The 18002-nt window shown below is 55.8% G+C and carries 18 protein-coding genes; 7 read left to right on the plus strand and 11 right to left on the minus strand.

Annotated features, from left to right (window positions below; all coding sequences use genetic code 11):
- Positions 1-166 precede the first annotated feature (166 nt).
- On the minus strand, positions 167-1477 hold the full coding sequence (locus IQ241_RS22475) for an AAA family ATPase (protein WP_193911564.1): 1311 nt from the start codon (positions 1475-1477) through the stop codon (positions 167-169).
- Between the two features lie 526 nt (positions 1478-2003).
- Between IQ241_RS22475 and IQ241_RS22480 the strand changes: the two genes are divergently transcribed.
- Entirely contained in the window at positions 2004-3170 is a 1167-nt protein-coding gene (locus IQ241_RS22480; protein WP_193911566.1) for a glycosyltransferase, read from the plus strand.
- On the opposite strand, the gene IQ241_RS22485 is transcribed toward IQ241_RS22480, so the two are convergent.
- On the minus strand, positions 3153-4340 hold the full coding sequence (locus IQ241_RS22485) for a glycosyltransferase family 4 protein (RefSeq protein WP_193911568.1): 1188 nt from the start codon (positions 4338-4340) through the stop codon (positions 3153-3155). The two genes, IQ241_RS22480 and IQ241_RS22485, sit on opposite strands and share 18 nt — an antisense overlap.
- A 19-nt stretch (positions 4341-4359) precedes the next feature.
- Here IQ241_RS22485 and IQ241_RS22490 point away from each other — a divergent pair, with 19 nt between their 5' ends.
- From IQ241_RS22490 to IQ241_RS22510, 5 genes are read left to right on the plus strand one after another with little or no spacing between them, the layout of a single operon-like run.
- Complete coding sequence (locus IQ241_RS22490) at positions 4360-5298, plus strand: hypothetical protein (RefSeq protein WP_193911570.1); 939 nt, start codon at positions 4360-4362, stop codon at positions 5296-5298.
- On the plus strand, positions 5295-5975 hold the full coding sequence (locus tag IQ241_RS22495; protein ID WP_193911572.1) for a hypothetical protein: 681 nt from the start codon (positions 5295-5297) through the stop codon (positions 5973-5975). The genes IQ241_RS22490 and IQ241_RS22495 overlap by 4 nt, the downstream gene beginning before the upstream one ends.
- Positions 5972-6745, plus strand: coding sequence for an FHA domain-containing protein (locus tag IQ241_RS22500; protein WP_193911575.1), 774 nt, complete (start codon positions 5972-5974; stop codon positions 6743-6745). The genes IQ241_RS22495 and IQ241_RS22500 overlap by 4 nt, the downstream gene beginning before the upstream one ends.
- An 8-nt stretch (positions 6746-6753) precedes the next feature.
- The gene (locus IQ241_RS22505; protein ID WP_193911577.1) at positions 6754-7770 is read left to right on the plus strand and encodes a hypothetical protein; all 1017 of its coding nucleotides are present in this window, start codon (positions 6754-6756) and stop codon (positions 7768-7770) included.
- A complete protein-coding gene (locus IQ241_RS22510) occupies positions 7754-8068 on the plus strand; it encodes a hypothetical protein (protein ID WP_193911579.1) in 315 nt (104 codons plus the stop codon). Before IQ241_RS22505 ends, IQ241_RS22510 begins: the two co-directional genes overlap by 17 nt.
- Positions 8069-8093: 25 nt before the next feature.
- On the opposite strand, the gene IQ241_RS22515 is transcribed toward IQ241_RS22510, so the two are convergent.
- The 4 genes from IQ241_RS22515 to IQ241_RS22530 form a co-directional block, all read right to left on the minus strand.
- Positions 8094-10127: a ribonuclease catalytic domain-containing protein gene (locus IQ241_RS22515; RefSeq protein WP_193911582.1), complete on the minus strand. Its 2034-nt coding sequence runs from the start codon at positions 10125-10127 to the stop codon at positions 8094-8096.
- Between the two features lie 57 nt (positions 10128-10184).
- Positions 10185-10400 carry a 30S ribosomal protein S18 gene (gene rpsR / locus IQ241_RS22520; protein WP_193911584.1) on the minus strand — a complete coding sequence of 72 codons (216 nt, stop codon included), beginning with the start codon at positions 10398-10400 and terminating at the stop codon, positions 10185-10187.
- A gap of 53 nt (positions 10401-10453) precedes the next feature.
- The gene (gene rpmG / locus IQ241_RS22525; RefSeq protein WP_193911586.1) at positions 10454-10642 is read right to left on the minus strand and encodes a 50S ribosomal protein L33; all 189 of its coding nucleotides are present in this window, start codon (positions 10640-10642) and stop codon (positions 10454-10456) included.
- A gap of 78 nt (positions 10643-10720) precedes the next feature.
- Positions 10721-11278 (minus strand): phycobiliprotein lyase, encoded by a 558-nt coding sequence (locus IQ241_RS22530; protein ID WP_193911588.1) that lies wholly within the window; start codon positions 11276-11278, stop codon positions 10721-10723.
- 201 nt (positions 11279-11479) lie between these two features.
- Between IQ241_RS22530 and IQ241_RS22535 the strand changes: the two genes are divergently transcribed.
- The gene (locus IQ241_RS22535; protein WP_193911590.1) at positions 11480-12070 is read left to right on the plus strand and encodes a chromophore lyase CpcT/CpeT; all 591 of its coding nucleotides are present in this window, start codon (positions 11480-11482) and stop codon (positions 12068-12070) included.
- Between the two features lie 17 nt (positions 12071-12087).
- Here the strand turns inward: IQ241_RS22535 and IQ241_RS22540 are convergent, their stop codons facing one another.
- The 5 genes from IQ241_RS22540 to nadC form a co-directional block, all read right to left on the minus strand.
- Entirely contained in the window at positions 12088-12693 is a 606-nt protein-coding gene (locus IQ241_RS22540; protein ID WP_193911592.1) for a phycobiliprotein lyase, read from the minus strand.
- Positions 12694-12801: 108 nt separating this feature from the next.
- A complete protein-coding gene (locus IQ241_RS22545; RefSeq protein ID WP_193911594.1) occupies positions 12802-14478 on the minus strand; it encodes a WD40 repeat domain-containing protein in 1677 nt (558 codons plus the stop codon).
- A 214-nt stretch (positions 14479-14692) separates the two neighbouring features.
- Positions 14693-16186 carry a polysaccharide deacetylase family protein gene (locus tag IQ241_RS22550; RefSeq protein WP_193911596.1) on the minus strand — a complete coding sequence of 498 codons (1494 nt, stop codon included), beginning with the start codon at positions 16184-16186 and terminating at the stop codon, positions 14693-14695.
- Positions 16187-16340: 154 nt separating this feature from the next.
- On the minus strand, positions 16341-16706 hold the full coding sequence (locus IQ241_RS22555; protein WP_193911599.1) for a hypothetical protein: 366 nt from the start codon (positions 16704-16706) through the stop codon (positions 16341-16343).
- Between the two features lie 131 nt (positions 16707-16837).
- Positions 16838-17683, minus strand: coding sequence for a carboxylating nicotinate-nucleotide diphosphorylase (gene nadC / locus IQ241_RS22560; RefSeq protein ID WP_193911601.1), 846 nt, complete (start codon positions 17681-17683; stop codon positions 16838-16840).
- Positions 17684-18002 lie beyond the last annotated feature (319 nt).

The following is an 18002-nucleotide window of genomic DNA, read 5'->3' on the forward strand; positions in this document are numbered from 1 at the left end:
GGCGTAGCCTCCCAATCTGGCTGCGGAATTCGGCTACCTGCTATCTCGACCTCTTCTGCCATAGCCTCAGCTTAGCGGATAAATCTGGCTGCAATCACCATTTTTCGTCGCCCCCCTGAACGGATACCATTACAGAATATCGAGGTATCAACAATTGCAACTGATTTCATTCTCTCGGTTCTCCCACCGCAGCAAGAGAAGCGAGCCAATCCATTGCCTTCTTCTTTTTCTGCTCTGTTCCGGGATGTTGCTTAACAAAACGTTCTAATAGTCCACGAGTCATGAGGTGCCCAACAGATCCTTGAGCAATGAGTTCGGGATAGTCAGGAATGTCCTGCAATCTGATCAACTGACTTGAGCCATCTTGAGGACTTCGATAGCAAAACACAGTTTCAGGAATAGCTTCATCAGGTAAAGCATCAAGAAGTGCGGGATTATGGCTGCTAATTAAAACCCGTAAATCACGGTTCTTTGCAATATTAGAAATCCGCTTTAATAAATCTGCTGCTCTGCTAGGATGTACGCCGTTATCGATTTCTTCAATGACAACTAAACTTTGCTCAGGTGCAGAAAGCATTGCTGCAGCAATAGAGAGCACGCGTAAAGTTCCATCTGAAAGTATGGAAGCATCATAGGTAGTCGATGCACCGCCAAACGTTTCAGTTAGCTGTAGCATAACCTCATCACGAGGTGTTTCTATGAAATCGATATTTTCGATATCTTGTTCAGGCAAACTTTGAACAAAATCCAGAACCGAACTTTTTACGCCTGGATTAAGACATAGGTTATAGATTACCCCTGAAAGGTTTTCGCCACGCTCTTTGAGTACCTTATCAACTTTATGGCCATAAGAGCGCATTGAACTTGGTTCTGGTTCAAGAAATACAATACTACTCAGCCATCGAACATATTTTTCAGCCACCTTAGGAATTATTTCTCGACTTTTAGTATTCTCTGGACGGAAACGAATATCACTCAAAAGTTGTGTGAAAATTGCCATATGACTACTGCATACTATACTGGGTTTTTTCCCACCTCTGGCGAAATTATTATAGGTAACAAATACATCACTTCCAGCTCCTTGAGGTTCACTAGTAATCTCATACAGAGGAACTGTTGAAGTGTGACTTGTGATTTTTTCTTTGGTAACATGAAGATCTCCATCTTCTCCAAGACTTAAATCAATTGAGAAATCTTTCCACTCTTGCGCTGTTGTCACGCAAGAAATCCCAAAAGTTTTTGAGTCTCGATAGCCAAGATTCTCTACTCCTCCCCTAAAAATCGTCTCATCTTGCTTATATGGTCCACCTAAAAGGCTAAGTCGTTCTCCCTCAGCAATTCTTGCTAGTAAGCGTAGCGATTCTATTACATTACTTTTCCCAGAAGCGTTAGCTCCAATGAGGACTGTCAACCGCCCAAGTTGCAGAGTGCTTGATCTATAGCTCTTGAAATTTCTCAATTCGATTTGAGTAAGCACCTAATGTACTCCGTTTCGGTCTTAACTAAGCGACTGCAAACTTGATCACCCGACCTTGAGCAGTGGAATAATACATTATATCTGCTAAGAGTCTCTAGATGCTCTTACACTGCTTACCCAATCGTCTACGACTGTCTATCTTCTGAATCTTTGATTTGAATAAGAAGCGATCACGCTAGTTAGTCAGATGCGAAAGGACTGCAAGGCTTGTCAAAAAATGAATATCTTAAAGTCTAACTATGCTTCTTTAAACCAAGCCAGCGCTGGTGGCGAACAGCACTTGAGAGATTCCACCCTGCGGAAAGCCGCAATCGTCTACGCTCTGTTGCTCTTCTGGAGCTGCTTCGCGCGTACATGCCCCTTGGGCGATACGGAATGCCAATTCCATCTATGTAGATTTCAATCCTCAGGTGCTTTGCTCCTTCAGGATGTCTAACCAAGGGGTGTTAGGCGCTATTTGAGCAGCATCCGGGCTTAAAGACAGTCGTTGCGGTAGGATACAGGGACTTTTGCGCCAACCAGCTCTGTGAATCTTCTGTTTATAACCGAGCGTTTCCCGCCTGACATTGGTGGTGTGGCCCGCAGTGCTGAGCGTATCGTCCAGTCGCTGACAAACTTGGGTGTAGAAGTCGATGTCGTCACCTGGAGCCGCTATCTGGAACCGGGGGAAGTGTTGCCGCCGCTGGCTTACGCTACGTCAAATCCGCTGATCCAGGTGCGGCGGATAGGGCTTTACCGCCATTGGGATATGACTCTGCCGCATACGCTGAATCTGCTGGACTGGCAGCAGCAGCAGCGAGCCTATGATGCGGTCTGGGGCCACTACCTTTTCCCGGCGGGCTTTCTGGCTGTTTGGTTTGGCCAGCTGAACCATTTGCCCACCGTCGTCAGCGCTCGCGGCAATGACCTGGACCGGGGCATGTTTCCGCCGGGGGACTTTGCCCGGCTCCAGTGGACGCTGGCCCAGGCGACGCTGATTACGGCAGTCAGTCAGGATATGGCGCGCAAGGTCCAGGCGCTGAGTCAGCGAGCGGCAATCGTGCAGAGAAATGTCGTGGATACAGAGATGTTTTGCCCTGGCTTAGGCGGAGAAGCCAAACTGCGCGATCGCTTAAATATTGCATCCGACGAAGTCATTCTAGGATTTTCGGGTGAGCTGCGCGAAAAGAAAGGCCAGCGGTTTCTGCTGTCGGTGCTGAGTCAGGTGCGATCGCTGCGCCCCGCCTGCCTGCTGATTATTGGTGAAGCCCGGCCAGAAACCCAGGCGCTGCTTCAGTCCTACGCTATGTCTCAGGGAGACGATGCGGCCCGAATTGTGATCACCGGCTATCTCGATGAACCGAAGCAGGTGGCGCAGCATCTGCGGCTGTGCGACCTCTATTTGCAGCCTTCGCTGTGGGATGGGATGCCGAATGCGCTGCTGGAGGCGATGGCCTGTGGCTGCGTGTGCATTGGCAGCGATGCTGGAGGGATTGCTGAGGTGATTGACTCCGGGACAGACGGATTTTTGCTGCCCCGGTCTCAGCTGCATCAGCTCGGCCCGGCGGTGCTGGAGGCGCTTCAGCTGGAGCCGACGGCCCGGCAGGCGATGGGGAGGGCAGCCCGCGACCGCGTTCTCCAAAACCACAGCCTGACCCATGAGCAGGCCATGCTCCAGCAGATTTTAGAAAAGCTTTCAGGGCTGGCGAGCTGAGGCCAGTAGGGACTCATAGGTTTCGATCAGCGTCTGGTTAGCCCGCTGCCAGGTGAAAGACTTTTCAATCCGCGATCGCGCCGCCGCCGATAGCCTTAGCCTCAAATCGGGCTCAGCTCGCAGCCGAAGCATCACGTCTTTAATGGCCTTGGCCGAACCAGCCGTACCGGCTAGAAAATGCAGGCCGTTTTCGCCCAGCGCCTGCACAACCGGCAGGTCACTGGTGATTACCGGCGTTCCAGATGCCATACCCTCTAGAATTTTGAGCGGGCAGCAGCCCTGGACTAAATTTCGGTCGTTGGGCTTGAGGGGAGCCGCGATCGCGTCGGCCTGGTGCATCAGCGTTACCAGCTCGGCCTGCGGCTGGGCTTCTAAAAAGTGAACCCGATCGGCGACGTCGAGCTTATGGGCTAATTTTTGCAGGTCAGCGACCTGATCGCCGCGACTGGGTCCGGCAATCGTTAGCTCTGCCTCAAAGTCGCGGCGATAGAGGGCCAGGGCCTGAATGGCTAAATCGACGCCCTGCCAAGCTGAAAGTGTCCCAAAGTAGAGCAGTCGAAAGCGGTGTAAAGTCGCTTCACTGCGGGGCGGCTGATAGGTGAACTGGGCCGGATCGACGCCATTGGCAATCACCTGGATGCAGCTGGCGTCAACATTTCGCTGAATCAGATAGGCTCGCGTAATCGGGCTGGGCGTAATGATTCGGTCTGCCACCCGGAGGCAGATTTGCTCTTGAGAGATCAGCTTATGCATCAGCTCGCGGTCTGCAGTAACTCGGGGATAGCGATATTTCAGTTCGATTGAGGGCAGCCCATTGACCTCAAAAATTAGCTTCTGGCAGAGCTGCGACTTTTGTTCAACGATTGGCAGCCCTTCAAAAATGGAGCGAATGTGAACAATCTCAAACTTTCGGCCCCGAAGCCACTGCCGCAGGTGCTGCCGAAAGCAGAGGACGCGATCAATCAGGGTGCGGCCTGCTGCGGGCAAAACCGTATGCTGGACTCCTGGCCAGTCCACTCGCTTAGCCGGTTCAGCCGCCGCCACCGTCACCAGCTCCACGCCACCAAAGCTCAGCCCCAGCGCCCGCACGAACGCCTCTACATGCACTGCCGCCCCTTTCTCAGCCGGAACGACATCGAAGGAAAGGTAGGCTATTTTGGGTATGCTCATTGGGGTTGAGGATAAAACAATGGCCTTGGACCGCAAATCTTTTCACCGAAAGCTGCGCTATCAGGTCACGGCGACGGCACCCCAGCTAATTGCAGACATGCAGGAAATCGCCGAGCAGGACAGCCATGCTGAGCGGCGGCAGGGCAAGTTTATCTCGATCGCGGTGATCTTCGGCATCGCCACCTTTGGCTCACTGTTTCTGGGCGGCACAGCGCTGGGGCCTTACCTCATTGTCTTCGGCCTGATCGTTACCATCATCACCGGCGCTCTAGCTAGCAGCTGGGGTCGAAGGAACATCGCCAACCATCGCTACGAGCTTGCCCAAAGCCTGGCTGAAATGGTCGCTCGCGATATGGCTCCTCAGGCTATGCTCCAAATGTCTCTAGACTGCAATCGCTCCATTCAATCCGCTAAGCGAATTGATAGGATTCCCCATCCCCGACGCAAGGGTTGGAAAATTGATCGATACCGCGATCCCTGGCTTCAGCTCCGGGGAAAATTCCTGGACTCGACCCAGTTTGACCTGGGGCTGACGACGCTAGCCGTCTCCAAGCATGGCTGGTCGCGCAGCCGCAGCGGCAAAAGCAAACACAAGCGGAAGAATCAGCTCAAGGGATTTGAAGTTTACCTGATGCTGACCTTTCCCAGAAAGCAGTACGGCGCTATTACCGCTTTACAGTCTGAACTGGAAGCCGCAGTCAAGCTGCCCGAGGCTGCCCAGCTGAAGCAGCTTAAGGTCTCCGAGCGTCAGCTTGGCATGAAGGTCAAAGTTTCTGGGCAGTGGCCAGCTCTACGTAAAACCCGCAGCGCCTCCCGGGCCAGGCTCCGCCCTGATGGGCAAGATCCGATTGATGCAAACGCCCTCTATCAGCTCGTCACGCAGATGTTCCTAAGCGCCTACCAAATTCTCAACCTGTCCAGAGCGCTCTCGCAACCTACCGCCGGTACTTCGTCATGAATCAAAGAACTGCTCTATCGACGTTGCTGGCTGCCAGCCTATGGCTGCTAGGCAGCTGTAGCTCGCCAGCCCCGGAAACGCAGACTGCTCCCCCCGCTCCGCCCAGCGAATCTGCGGCTCAGCCGGGCTCTGTGCCTCAGGCTGCGGACGAGAAGATTAAGTTTAAGCAGGCGGATGGCTCCGAGCGATTTTCCATTAAGTTTAAGCCGGACGGGGCCAAGCTGGTGGATGGTGAGGACCGCGAACTCGCCCGCTTTACCCTAGATGCGGATCGAAAGATCAAAATTAAAGATGCCGAAGATAGCGTCCTGGGCTACGTGGTTTCGCAGGACGGCTACTGGAAGCTGGAAAATGCGGAGCAGACCGAAGAGCTTTTTATCCTGAGGCAGCAGCCCGACGGCGATCTGAAGCTGGAAGATGGCCGCGATCGCGCCCTCTACCGGATCAAGCTGCGCGACTATGGCTATGAGATTGAAACCCCTGAGAAGCAGTCGCTATATAAAGTGAAAGCCAAAGAGGGAAAAATCTCCCTGCGCGACGCCAGCGACCAGACGGTGCTCTCCACCCGCTCGGCCATCCTACCAGCGGCGGTGGCCTGCTTTGGCTTCGACGAGCTGACGCCAGAGCAGCAGGCCGCCCTGGCCTACGCCGTAAATTTAGCGGGGGGCGAGCGGTGAGGATTCAGCTGCGGTGGATAGATCCCGGTAGCGGTCTAGAGCGGACTCCTCAGCTAGAAACGCCGGTTGCTTTCGGCAGCGACTTTGGTTCCATGCCCACAACCCTCAGCGGCCAAACCGTTAGCCGCATGGTGCTGACGGGTACCGAAGTAGAACCCTATCACGCCCTGCTAAGCGAGCAGAATGGTCAGCTCACCATCAACGATCGCGGCAGCCGCTTCGGCACCCGGGTCAATGGGACGGCGCTGCCCTATCAGCCGGTGAGCGACGACGACCGCATCCAAATCGGCCCGGTTGAGATTGTTTTATCGGTATTGGGGAGCGCTACAGCCGCATCGGTACAGCCTACTCCCGATATCCGCGAACCACATACTGGCGAGCCGTCCAGCTCACCGGACTTACAGGCAGGTCTCGCCTTCAGTGCCCCGGCCCGCAGCGGTCAGCCTGACTGGTTTGACGCCAGCGGCCACTGCGCTCGCAAAGTCGGATTTTTGTTTAAGCGACGCTGCGATCGCGCCTCTGCCGATGGCTGCCCCCATTGCCTCAACGGTCAGGTCGATCCGGCTGCCAATACCTATGATGACGACTACGCCTACTATCCCGACTACGGCAACTACGGTCGGGGCAGCTGGGGCCATGGCTACTATGCCCGGCGTCACGCCTACACTTACGATCCCGCCAGCCGCAGCGTTGATTTCAATGAGTCAGACAGCGCCAGCTTTGATGAAGAGCGCGATCGCGATTACGAAATGGACCTCGACGCGAGCTAGGCCGTCCGGTGAGCGAACTGCCCTGGCTGATTTACGCCCTCGGCAGCGGCTGGGGCCACCTCAACCGAGCCCTGGCGCTAGCTCGCAAAGCTGCCCAGCATAGATCCGTTCAGCTCTTAACGAACAGTCCCTACGTCGCTAAAATCGAGCCGCAGCTCAAGATTCCCAACCTGGAGCTGCACTGTCTGCTCCGGCTGTCGCTCAGTCAGACACGCGCTGCCGTTCATGATTGCCTCAGTACGGAAACCTACAGCTGCCTGATTGTCGATACCTTTCCTCGCGGGCTGCTGGGCGAACTAGCGGCGCTAATTCCTACTCAGACTCAGGTTTGCCATGTGCTGGTTCACCGCGACCTCTCACCCGATTACATCGCCGCTAAATCAGTCACGGCTTTCGTCCAGCAGCACTACCATCAGATTCTTATTCCTGGCGAACCCACTGCCGTCTGGCGTCATCTGATCCAGGCGCAGCTCACTCTCCCCTGGCTCAGCCTGAGTTCGACGGAGCTAAGCGAGCCGAAAGATCTGCGCTCCCGGTTTCGGCTCTCCCAGGATTCGCCGCTCTTGCTCATTTGTGCAGCGGGCCAGCCGGAGGAACAGGCTTTTTTTGGCGGCCTAGCTCAGCAGCTGGCCGAGGCATTTCCCTCAGCACAGGTTCGCTGTCTGGCCCCCAGCTGCCCGCCAGGCTGTCCGCCCGAGGGCTGGATTGATCACTGGCCTGGCATTGAGGTGTTCCAGCTGGCTCAGGTGGTGCTCGGGAGCGGCGGCTATAACACGGTGTACGAGTGCGCCGCTTTGGGAATTCCGCTAGTCGCCTTTGCCCAGCCCCGACGCTATGACCGGCAGGCACTGCGGCTGACCTATTCTGGCTATCCTGTAGAGACGGTCGGGGCCGCGATCGCGACCATCGGCCCGCTGCTATCCTGTGCTCCCCTGATGCAAACCGCGCCCAGCTACACCAACGGCGCTGAGCGAGCCGTTAGCCTGATCGAACAGCAACTGGCGGACTTTGAACGCGATCGCTAGTCAGCGGCTCACTGAGTCGGAGAATCCTAGCCTGCTGCTGAGAATTACCAAGCTGGCGGCTAAGCTAGGGCTGTCTCTGGAAGTGCTTCAGCAAACTGCATTTCGACTCATTTTCGTTGGGCTGGCTGAAGAGGTGCCGCTGACGGCCATTGCGCCCGTACCTGAGTCAGTGTCAGACAATTCTGGACCCGATCAGCAGACCCAACCCGCTCGTATGAGCGAAGGCTTTTTAGAGAAGCTGTCCCACTTTTTGAGCCACACCAAGGTAGCGGCAGAAAGCAAGTCTAATTCTCGCTGAGCCCGCTTCGACGCTGTCCGAACAGCTAGGCCACAGACGGCTCGCTCTGAGCATCAGTCCCGGCTTTCTCTGTAACTTCTTTGAGATGGATCGTATCCTGACGAGGAGCGGCGTAGGTGACGCGCAACTGAAAGCGCTCGCCTAGCTCAATCGGTCGGTCAAACCGCATAGCCAGCTCTATTCCCAGGTCTTCGAGCATGACCAGACCCAAGCTTTCGTGTTGACGCAGCCAGCGCAGCAGGATTGCCGACCAAACCTGGTCAGGCTGCCGCCGGAGATACTCCAAGGCCCAATAGCGCTTGGTCTGTCGCTCCACCAGCACGGCTTCATAGGCCGCCGTCGAGATGCCCTGGGTGAGTTCGGTCATTTCCAGAGCTGAGAAGGGGATCGGCTCGCCGCGCAGATGGGCCTTGAGCTGGAAATGCGCTAGCAGGTCGGTATAGCGGCGGATGGGGGAGGTGACCTGACTGTAGCGGTCGAGCCCCAGGGTGGAATGGCGGGCAGGGGTGATCCCCATTTCACTGCGGGGCATACAGCGGCGGATGGCAGAATCGCGCACCCAGCCGTTGGGCAGCTGCATCAGCTCATCTTCCGACGGCAGCTCGGGCTGGGGCTGGCTGCGAAAGGGAATGGGTAGGGCGTGCTGCTCGCCATAGCAGGCAGCAATTTCGCCGGTCAGAATCATCATTTCAGCGACCAGCTGCCGGGAAGGCGATTCATCCAGGACGTCAATCGTAATCTCGTCGTCTACCACTTTGATTTGCGACTCGGGGAGCTGGATGCTAATGGCCCCTTGGGTAGTACGCCAGTCGCGACGGCGGCGAGCACCGGCCGCGATCTCGCTCAGCTCTTCCTCAGCCTGAATTCCCAGCTGTAGCATCTCATCGGCATCTTCGTAGGTGAGCCGGTAGGTCGGGCGGATCAGGCTGGCGCAGATCGTAAAGTCTTCGATTTCGCCGCTGTCTTGCAGCACTACGCCAAAGCTCAGGGCGCAGCATAGCTCACCCTGGAGCAGGCTCATGGGCCCGGTCGCCAGCTCCGTCGGAAACATTGGAACGATGCCGGTCGGCAGATAGATGGTTGTACAGCGCCGCCGAGCTTCTAGATCTAGCGTATCGCCTGGCAATAGCCAGCGGGTCGGGTCGGCAATGTGAATCCACAGGCGCTGGCGGCCATCAGCCAAGGTTTCGCAGCTGAGCCCGTCGTCGATTTCGCGGGTGCTCTCATCGTCAATTGTGTAGACCTTGAGGTAGGTCAGGTCTACCCGCTCAACGTCTGGGTCGGGCGGCGGATTTGCCAGACGGTGCTGAACCACAGCCAAAACCTCATCGGAGAACTGGACGGGAACCTGACGGCGGCGCAGTGGCAAATTTTCATGCTCATGCCAGAGGCCAAAGTCAACGAGGAGCTGAAATGCATCTTCAATACTTTTCCCACGGTCTAGGGCAGCCAGCACATCCTGAGCCGCCGCCCGCTGGCTGGCCCCTTCGCCTAGCAGGACATAGCGCTCTAGCAGCTCTAGCCGGGGCCGGTCGGATTTATGCCATTCTACCGAGTTTTCCTGAATCGCTTGTTGAGCACGTGACAAAAAGCTTTCCCACTCCTGGCGACGCTCGGCTTCTCGTGAGACCTGGAGCAACAGATCTTCGACCTGGTTAGCCGAGCGGGGCTCGTAGTAATCGCCCTTTTGCTTAAAGTAGATCTTATCTTCACTGAGCAGCCGATGGGCCGCATAGCAGAGCGGCGGGCGCTGGTCGGAAAAGAGCAGAAGCGCTAGGGAGGCCGGATCGACCGTTTCACCTGCCTCATTCAGCAGCTCCCAAGCCAGCTCTAAATGAGCTGGATCAATATATTTTTCGGCTTCCTGAAGAAACTGAGAGATTTCGACTGACTTGTAAGTCGAGGGTGAGACTTGATAGGTCACCTGGCGGGGATGCAGGGTATGAGGCTGGCCCTGATGGTCGAGTACAACCCAGTTCTTTTTCCCCTCGGGCCGATCGACTACGCCGAGCAGCGCGGCACCTTGTAGCCTGAACTCAACGAGTGTTCCCTTTTCCACCAGTCAGGCTCCTCTGCCAGTTTGCTCCGTTGCTAACTTACGCTCACGCCAGCATGATTAGCCTTCGCGATTGACGTAGGGCATGAGTGCAACCTGCCGGGCTCGCTTAATCGCGACGGTCAGATCTCGCTGCTGCCTGGCCGTGAGCCCGGTAATCCGGCGGGGTAGAATTTTGCCTCGCTCGGTGACGAACTTACGTAGCATATCAACATCTTTATAGTCGATTTTTTCCTCTAGGTTGATGGGGGATACCCGACGACGAAAATAGGCCATAGTTACTGAAATTCTCTAAAAAACGTTGTTCGATAGCGGGTTAAGAGATGTTGCTACTTGATCTCTTTATGGACAGTGTGCTGGTTGCAATGGGTACAAAATTTCTTCAGCTCTAGTCGAGACGTCGTATTGCGACGATTTTTCTGCGTGGTGTAGCGCGAAACCCCTTTCGATCGCTTGTCGGTGTTGCTGCGGCACTCGGTGCACTCCAGCGTGATGATGATACGAACGCCTTTAGCCATGACCTAAGATTGCTCTGCTGAATAAGTTTTAGACACAAGCTCTTATTTTGCCATATAACTGTGAGATTCGCCAAGTCGCTAAATGCTTTTTTGCTCTACGCCAAATCCGACCAGGGAAAGCTGCTCCAACGGCTTCCCTGCCGGCGGACGCAGATAGTTCAAAATGCGGCGAATCCGGGTTTTAGGATTGACCAGCGTGATCGAATCGACTGAGACCACTTGGGTATAGCGGGTCGTCATCAGCAGCTCGCGGCTGCGGGGATCAAAGCTAAAGTGGGAAATGATGGGGCGGGCTTCTTCGTAGGCGAGATCGCGCAGGTAGTCTCCTTCTAGCAGATTGCCCGTTTCCTGTTTGGGAACGAACAGCAAATTCAGCGCCTGCTGTACCTCTTCGCCCTTTTCCGAGACCGTGTGAAACTTGAGCCGAAAGCCAGGGAACAGATCGGCGTTTTCCGTGCGGCTGTACTGATTGTCTAGCAATACCTTCGACTTGAGCGCAGGCGTTAGCGGGACAACTTCAAAATCGGTATGGGACCGCTCAACCTCTTGCTGCTCTAGATAGTGGTAGGTGCGCTCGGTTGACCATAGGCCAACGCAGTGGTCAAAAAAACTGTGAAATGCGGCAAGTCCTTTCATCGTCCTCCTAATTTACAATAGTGAATTTTACGCTATAGCGCAGCGGCAGCGCTGCTTCGCCTTTTCATCATAAACAGCAGCTGAAGGGATTGTGCCGCTTCTGAAAAGAACGACGTGGGATTTCCAGAAGTTTATTTACAGGAAATTTAGTGCGGGCGCGTCTAGCGCTACCTTAGGGAAAGTAAGTCCAATACCCAATCTATGACTCACACTCAAGATGTGGTCACGCTGACCCGCTGGATGGCTGGCGACTTTAGCAACCAGCCTCAGGCGATTGAAAATCCGCCATTTTTTGCCCATATCCGGGTTTGTATGCGGCCGCTGCCTAAGGGTTGCTTAGACGGTCTCGGCCTCTACCTAGAGCAGGCCTACGACTACATGCTCAGCCGTCCCTACCGAGTTCGCGTGTTGCAATTTGTCCGCCGCGACGATGACATTTTGCTCAAAAATTATTCGCTTAAAGATGAATCGGCCTTTATTGGCGCAGCTCGTCAGCCCGACCGGCTGCAAAAGCTCACCCCAGATGACCTAGAAGCAATGCCGGGCTGCGACATCATCGTCCACTGGACCGGCGACAGCTTTCGCGGACGGGTAGAGCCCGGCAAAGGCTGTATCGTCGTCCGCAAAGAGCGAACGACCTATCTCGACAACGAGTTCATTGTGACTGAGAACCACCTGACCAGCTACGATCGCGGCCGTGACCCTGAAACCGATGAGCTGGTCTGGGGCTCAGTCGCCGGACCGTTTGAGTTTGATAAGCGCGACAGCTTTGCCAGTGAAGTTCAGGCCTAGCCGCCGCTAGCGCTATCCTACCAGCCAAAGGCAGAATACTGCGACCCCAGCTCAAAGGCTTCTCGCGCCACCTGGGCATCTGGCTCGACTGGCGCGATCGCGCTTTCGATCCGCGACTCAGCGCAAAAAGAGGCCGTACTCAGCCCGCCGAACCGCTTGACGACACTAGTCCGCAGCCGCAGGTTGGGATTGGGAAACCAGAAGCGCTCAACCGAGCTCATCGTTTCGTACTCGGTGATCAGCAGCAGGCCGCCTTCGCTATCGATTTCGTAGCGGCCAATCACCGGGACGATTTCGGCATAGCCCCGCTCTCGTAGCAGCTGCCCCCGCTGCGGATTGTCCGGATCGGGCACCAGGGCAAAGACGGTCGTGCCGGTGTGGTTTTCTTCTTCCCGGTCCCAGGCCATTGAGCCCTGCCATTCGACGTAGGCCCCGCCTACTGCCAAACCCGGATTGACGTCGTGCAGCTGGCAAATTTCAACAATCTTTTCATGGTCAGCCGGTAGCGCCTCGACTGAGATTTCAGACCCGCCCAGCTCAGCTCGCCGAAAGGGCAGATGATGCGTCGTACGCTGCGACTGCCACTGCCCGGCACTGAGCTGAAAAAACTCCATTACGTTCATCCAAATTTCTCCGAGACTAATCCCGCCTGTCTTACTTTACTATCCTATCGAGGTGCTGCTACCCCAACAACGCAGCCAGATTGTCTAATCGCACTCCACCAAACGGATTTATTCAGGCGGAATTAATTGAGGATCGGGGACTCGGTTTTCAGGCCGCCAAACTCGGATGGTCCGGTCTTTGCTGCCGCTGGCGAAGACGTAGCGGTCAGGTGCAAATGCGGAGGTAATCACCCAGTCAGAATGGCCCGCAAGGGTATTTTTGAGCTCCCCAGAAGGCAGATCCCAAACTTTAAGCGACTGGTCGATGCTGCCGCTGATCAGGGTTTGGCCGTCGGGACTAAGGGAGACGGTAACAACTCGATCGGTGTGGCCAGACAGCGTCTGGCGGACTGTGCCGGTGTTCAGATCCCAAATTTTAACGGTGCTATCCCAACTGCCGCTGACCAGGGTTTGGCCGTCAGGGGAGATCGCGACGGTCCGCACAGCATCGGTATGGCCAGACAGCGTGCGGATGATTTTCCCGGTCTGCAAGTCCCAAACCTTGATGGTCTGATCGCCGCTAGCACTGGCAAAGGTACGACCGTCTGGGTGGATCGCCACCGCCCAAATTGGGCCGCTGTGTCCGGTCAGCTGATAGTGCAGTTCTCCAGTATCCAATCGCCAAACGACAATTGAGCCGCCATAGCTGCCGCCGACCAGCGATTTTTCGTCTGGGCTGATCGCCACCGCCCAGAAGGGCATAGAATCGCCGAAAAACCTATAGGTCAGCTTACCCGAGGGTAGCTGCCACACCTTGACGCCGTCACCGCTGCCGCTAGCGAGCCTCTGACCGGAGGAGGCTATGGCGAGCGATCGCACCGCGTCGGTATGACCTGGCAAGGTCCGTAGCAGTTCACCTGAATCTACATTCCACTGTCGGATTTTGCCGTCATAGTTGCCGCTCGTAAGCAGGGGCTGGTTCGGGCTGAGAGCAACCGCCCAGGGGTCGCCAGCCATCTCAGGCAGGTTTAGCGTTTGGGCCAGGGTGAGTTCGGGTTGAGTCTGAACGGCGTTAATATCTAACCGCTGATCGGGCTGAATGTCTGGACGGGCCTCAGAATTTTCAGTCGGCAGGGCAGCCGGATTCGTCAATGAGATCGGTAGGTCAAACCGGTTAATCTGGGTACTTAGTAGTAGCGCTCCAAGGATGGGCAGGGCTATCCAGCCCCAAGGTTGCAACAGAAAGGCGCGTAGCCATGTAGACAGCCAGCGCCTGGAATTTTGCGCGGGCTTGGAAAATCGAGGAGACTTTGAACTTGTCGGTGCCGCCGCTAGCGGCGGCGAGTAGGCGTTTGACCCTTTTTCCCGGGCTGCGCCGACAGCTACTCTCTGTCTGGCATGCAGCTGGCTGCTGACAGCTTCCAAACAGGTGCCGCTGAGCTTGGCATAGGTAAAATCAGCCCCGGCCGTATTGGCCCGGTCCAGCTTAGCCTCGCTGAGGTTGGCTTCACTCAAGTTGGCATTGCTCAGGTTGGCGTTGCTGAGGCTGGCCCGGCTGAGGTTGGCCTGGTTCAGATAGGCATGGGCCAAGCTAGCCTGGCTGAGGTTAGCTCCGCTCAGGTCAGCGCCAATCAGGCAGGCATTGGTAAGATTAGCGCCTACCAGGTTGGTCTGGCTGAGGTTGGCTTCAAACAGGTAGGCTTTTCGTAAATTTGCTCCACTCAGGTCTGGCACAACCGAGGGATGCTGAGATCGCCACCGATTCCATTCTTCAACTCCCTTTTTGAGCAGTGCTAAATAGTCCATAGGGGCTTGTCAGACGAGATTTATTAACCGGGTATTTTTATCCTGGCATATAAAGCTGACAGAATTCTGGCAGGGGTCACAGGGATCATCACCTTTACATCTACAGGCCAATTTGAGTAAATTCCTGGCGGTCAAAACTTCATAAATCCCCATACAGAAGCAGCTCTAAGTAGTTCCTGGGAATGCCTCTCGCCAGCCCCCGCCGAGAATTTGTTTAGCTAAAATCCTGGTCTAGGATAGCCAGCCCTCGCCGATAAATTTCTCTGGCATGGTCAGTCCAGGCCCCCTGGCCCCAGTATCTAAAGCAGCTGGTTTGCAGCAGCAGGTTGTGCAGCAGTGCGTTGCGATAGCGGTGCTGTCGGGTGAGGTCGGTTTGCTCGGGAACCGAAAGCGCCGCGATCGCGCTGTGGAATCGCTGGCTCAGGTTCTCCAGCGGCTGCATAACGTTCTCGTAGCCCTGCACCCAGCTGCGATCGTTGGTCCAAGAGCCGCCGTCCATCTGAAAGCTGGGGTCATCCGATTTGATCGCGGCAATCGTCGCAGCGACCGCCTCAGGACTGGCCGCCTCTGGCGACAGCCGCTGCCACAGCTGGGCCTGGCCTACCGCCTGGCAGGTCGGAAACTGCTCAGTCGTAACACCCTCAGCGGCAAGTAGCTCTAGATATTCAGTTCCGTTAATCCCCACGGTGCGGCTGTCCTGCTCCGAGCTAATCTCATGGCAGGCTCGCTTAAAGGCGCTGGGAAACTCGTTCATCATCACGCCGCCGTTTTCGCCGTCAGCAATCTGGGAAACCAGCGGCGGTACCCTATGCCCACCCAGCTTGACCGGCTGTAGCGTTTTAGCTTCGTAGTAGGGCTGCATCTGACCGACCAGCTTGGTATCGGAGCCCTGGGTTTTGACCAGCACAGGGATTTCAGCCGTGGCTCCGGTGGCGCTGCGGGCGACCAGTCGATGGGGCAGATGGGGCTGCTGAATTGGCCTGCCGGCCAGGGTTTCAACGGTATGCTCTTGTACTAACATCCAGCGATAGCCGCATTCTTTCAGCGCCGTCACCAGCTGGTAGAGTACCTCGGGATGATTGGGCAGCTGCATTTCGGGTGGCGAAAACCCCCGCACCCGGGATAGTGCCTCCCGGCCAAACGTCGCCATAAAGTGATGCTGCCAGGCTTGGAGATGCAGCTTCATATCTGGCAGCGGCGTCGAAGCGGCGACGGCATGGCCCCAAAACGTGCCCAGCCATTCCACATAGGGCTGATAGGCTGGGTCACAGGTGATCCGCTGCAGCTTGTCTAGAATGTCCTGCCGTCCCATCTGCTGTAGGCCCCACAGCAGCGTCCCCGAATAGTCCAGCATTGCCCGGGGATTACAGCCCTGCTCAACCAGTTCTGGAATAAAGTCGCCCATGCGGGCATAGCAGTAGGCAAAGGGCGCGGCGTCGTGGTTGTCGCCCTCATAGGGATGCTCAAACATGTACTGGAGGTTGCAGATCAGCTCGCCCTGGACACCGGCGGGGATCGTCGGCTGGTGCATGTGCAGCGCGATCGCAAACCCTGCGGACAGATTGCTCAACCGTAGATTCGTCTGGGATAAAAAGACGGACTCCTGGCCCTGCATAGCTGCCTCTACATCGGTCTCCCAGCCGCAGATATTGGGCAGACCTTCGATCAAACTAGGCAGGCTGGCGGGGGAAGGAATAACGGCAGTCATAGGACAGACTTGGGAAACAACGGCGGGGTTAGCTTGGGATGGCCCACTACCCTGTCCTCAGTGTCCTACGCAGATTCAAAAATGGGCCAGGTTCGCTACAAAATGTGAACAACACAGGCGATTTTTGCTCTAAACTGCCGCTATGCTCGCAGCGTCAGTCATCTAAGGCTTTAAGTTGAATTGCTAGCTCATCTTCTAACCAATTGAAAATCTGTTGCCGCTCGCCGTCGGTCAGGTAAAAATGGCCTGTAATCATCATCCGGTCGTGCATGTCCTCGATATCTGAGCGGGTCAGGAGCTCAGCTGTGACGCCGATTTTGCAGAGAATATCGTCTTTGCCTTCCTGATCTAGATTGTCGTAGCGGTAGCGGGCAATCTGCTTGCCCAAATATTCAAAGGTATGGGCGCTAGCTGAGTCTAACCGCCGCTTGCGCTCCTCTGGGATCGCTTCGCCCGCCAGCAGCTTGGCATAGTCGGTATCCAGCAGATTCAGATGTACGATGTTTGGCTGATCAGTCACGGGTGGCTGCTGGGAGACAAAGTGTTGGCTTGATCTCACCCAGTCCTAAAGTATCGATTGGCTTAAATCCTATCGCACTTTGCTACGGGGCGGGCGTCAGGACGTTGAGCCTGCTAAAGCCGCGATCGCTGCTAGTCGATCCGCATACTCAAATCCAGCCAGGGCGATCGCGTAATCGGGGCGCTGCTAGAAATGTAGTCCACGCCGGTTTCTGCGATCGCGCGAATCGTCTCTAAGGTGACGTTGCCCGATGCCTCGCTCTTGACGCCCTCGACCCGGCGAATAATCTGCACGGCCTCGCGCATGGTCTGCACTGGCATATTGTCGAGCATGATGATGTCGGCACCGTGAGCCAGCGCCTCAGCTACCTGCTCCAGGCTCTCGGTCTCTACTTCGATGGTGAGGGGATAGGGGATCCGGTCGCGTACCTGCTTAATCGCCGCGCCGATGCCGCCCGCTACCGCAATGTGGTTGTCTTTAATCATTACTCCGTCGTCTAAACCCATACGGTGATTGCGCGCTCCACCTATATTAGTTGCGTACTTTTCTAGCACTCTCAGGCCGGGCGTAGTTTTGCGAGTATCGACGAGCTGGGCTGGCAGATCGGCGATCGCGCTAACGTACCGGTGCGTCGTGGTCGCAATGCCGCTGAGCCGCATCGCGACATTCAAAGCCACTCGCTCCCCGCTCAGCAGACTGGCAAGCGGACCTTCCAAACTGGCAATCAGCTGACCCGAGTGGACTTCGCTCCCTTCTGAAACTTCAGCCGATAGCTGAACTCGCGGGTCGAGTAGGTAGAACAGTCGCTGAGCGATGGGCAAACCTGCGATCGCGCCCTCGGCTTTGGCCATCCAGGAGGCTTTTCCCCAACCCTGAGCCGCTTCTCCCAGTCCCTGAGTTGTGCAGTCACCCCGGCCCAGGTCTTCCTGTAACCAGCTTTGAAGCAGCGGGTCCAAAACTATCCAGGCAGGCAGCATAGGCTGTTCACTCCAGAATTTGCGACATTCATTCTTAAGTATGGCGGCAAATTTTGGGGAGGGTGAAGCGCGATCTCGCCAGGCCAGATTTTTAGCGATTTCAAAAGTATTTTTCAGAGCAATTCAACCTAAAATGCTGAAAACTCTTTCTCCATAAGGATTTCGACGGCTTGAATAATCTTTCGCGAACCGGTTGACACTCCAGCTTGTGCTTCGTTATATTGATTAAGCGCTGAAGGGAGCGAGCTACGGATGAGAGTCTGAGGCGAGCGACTTTCGAGCTGCGGCACCTAGACAAGCGAATAGTTTGAAGATTAAT

Source organism: Vasconcelosia minhoensis LEGE 07310 (assembly GCF_015207255.1).
Classification (GTDB): Bacteria; Cyanobacteriota; Cyanobacteriia; order Phormidesmidales; family Phormidesmidaceae; genus Vasconcelosia; species Vasconcelosia minhoensis.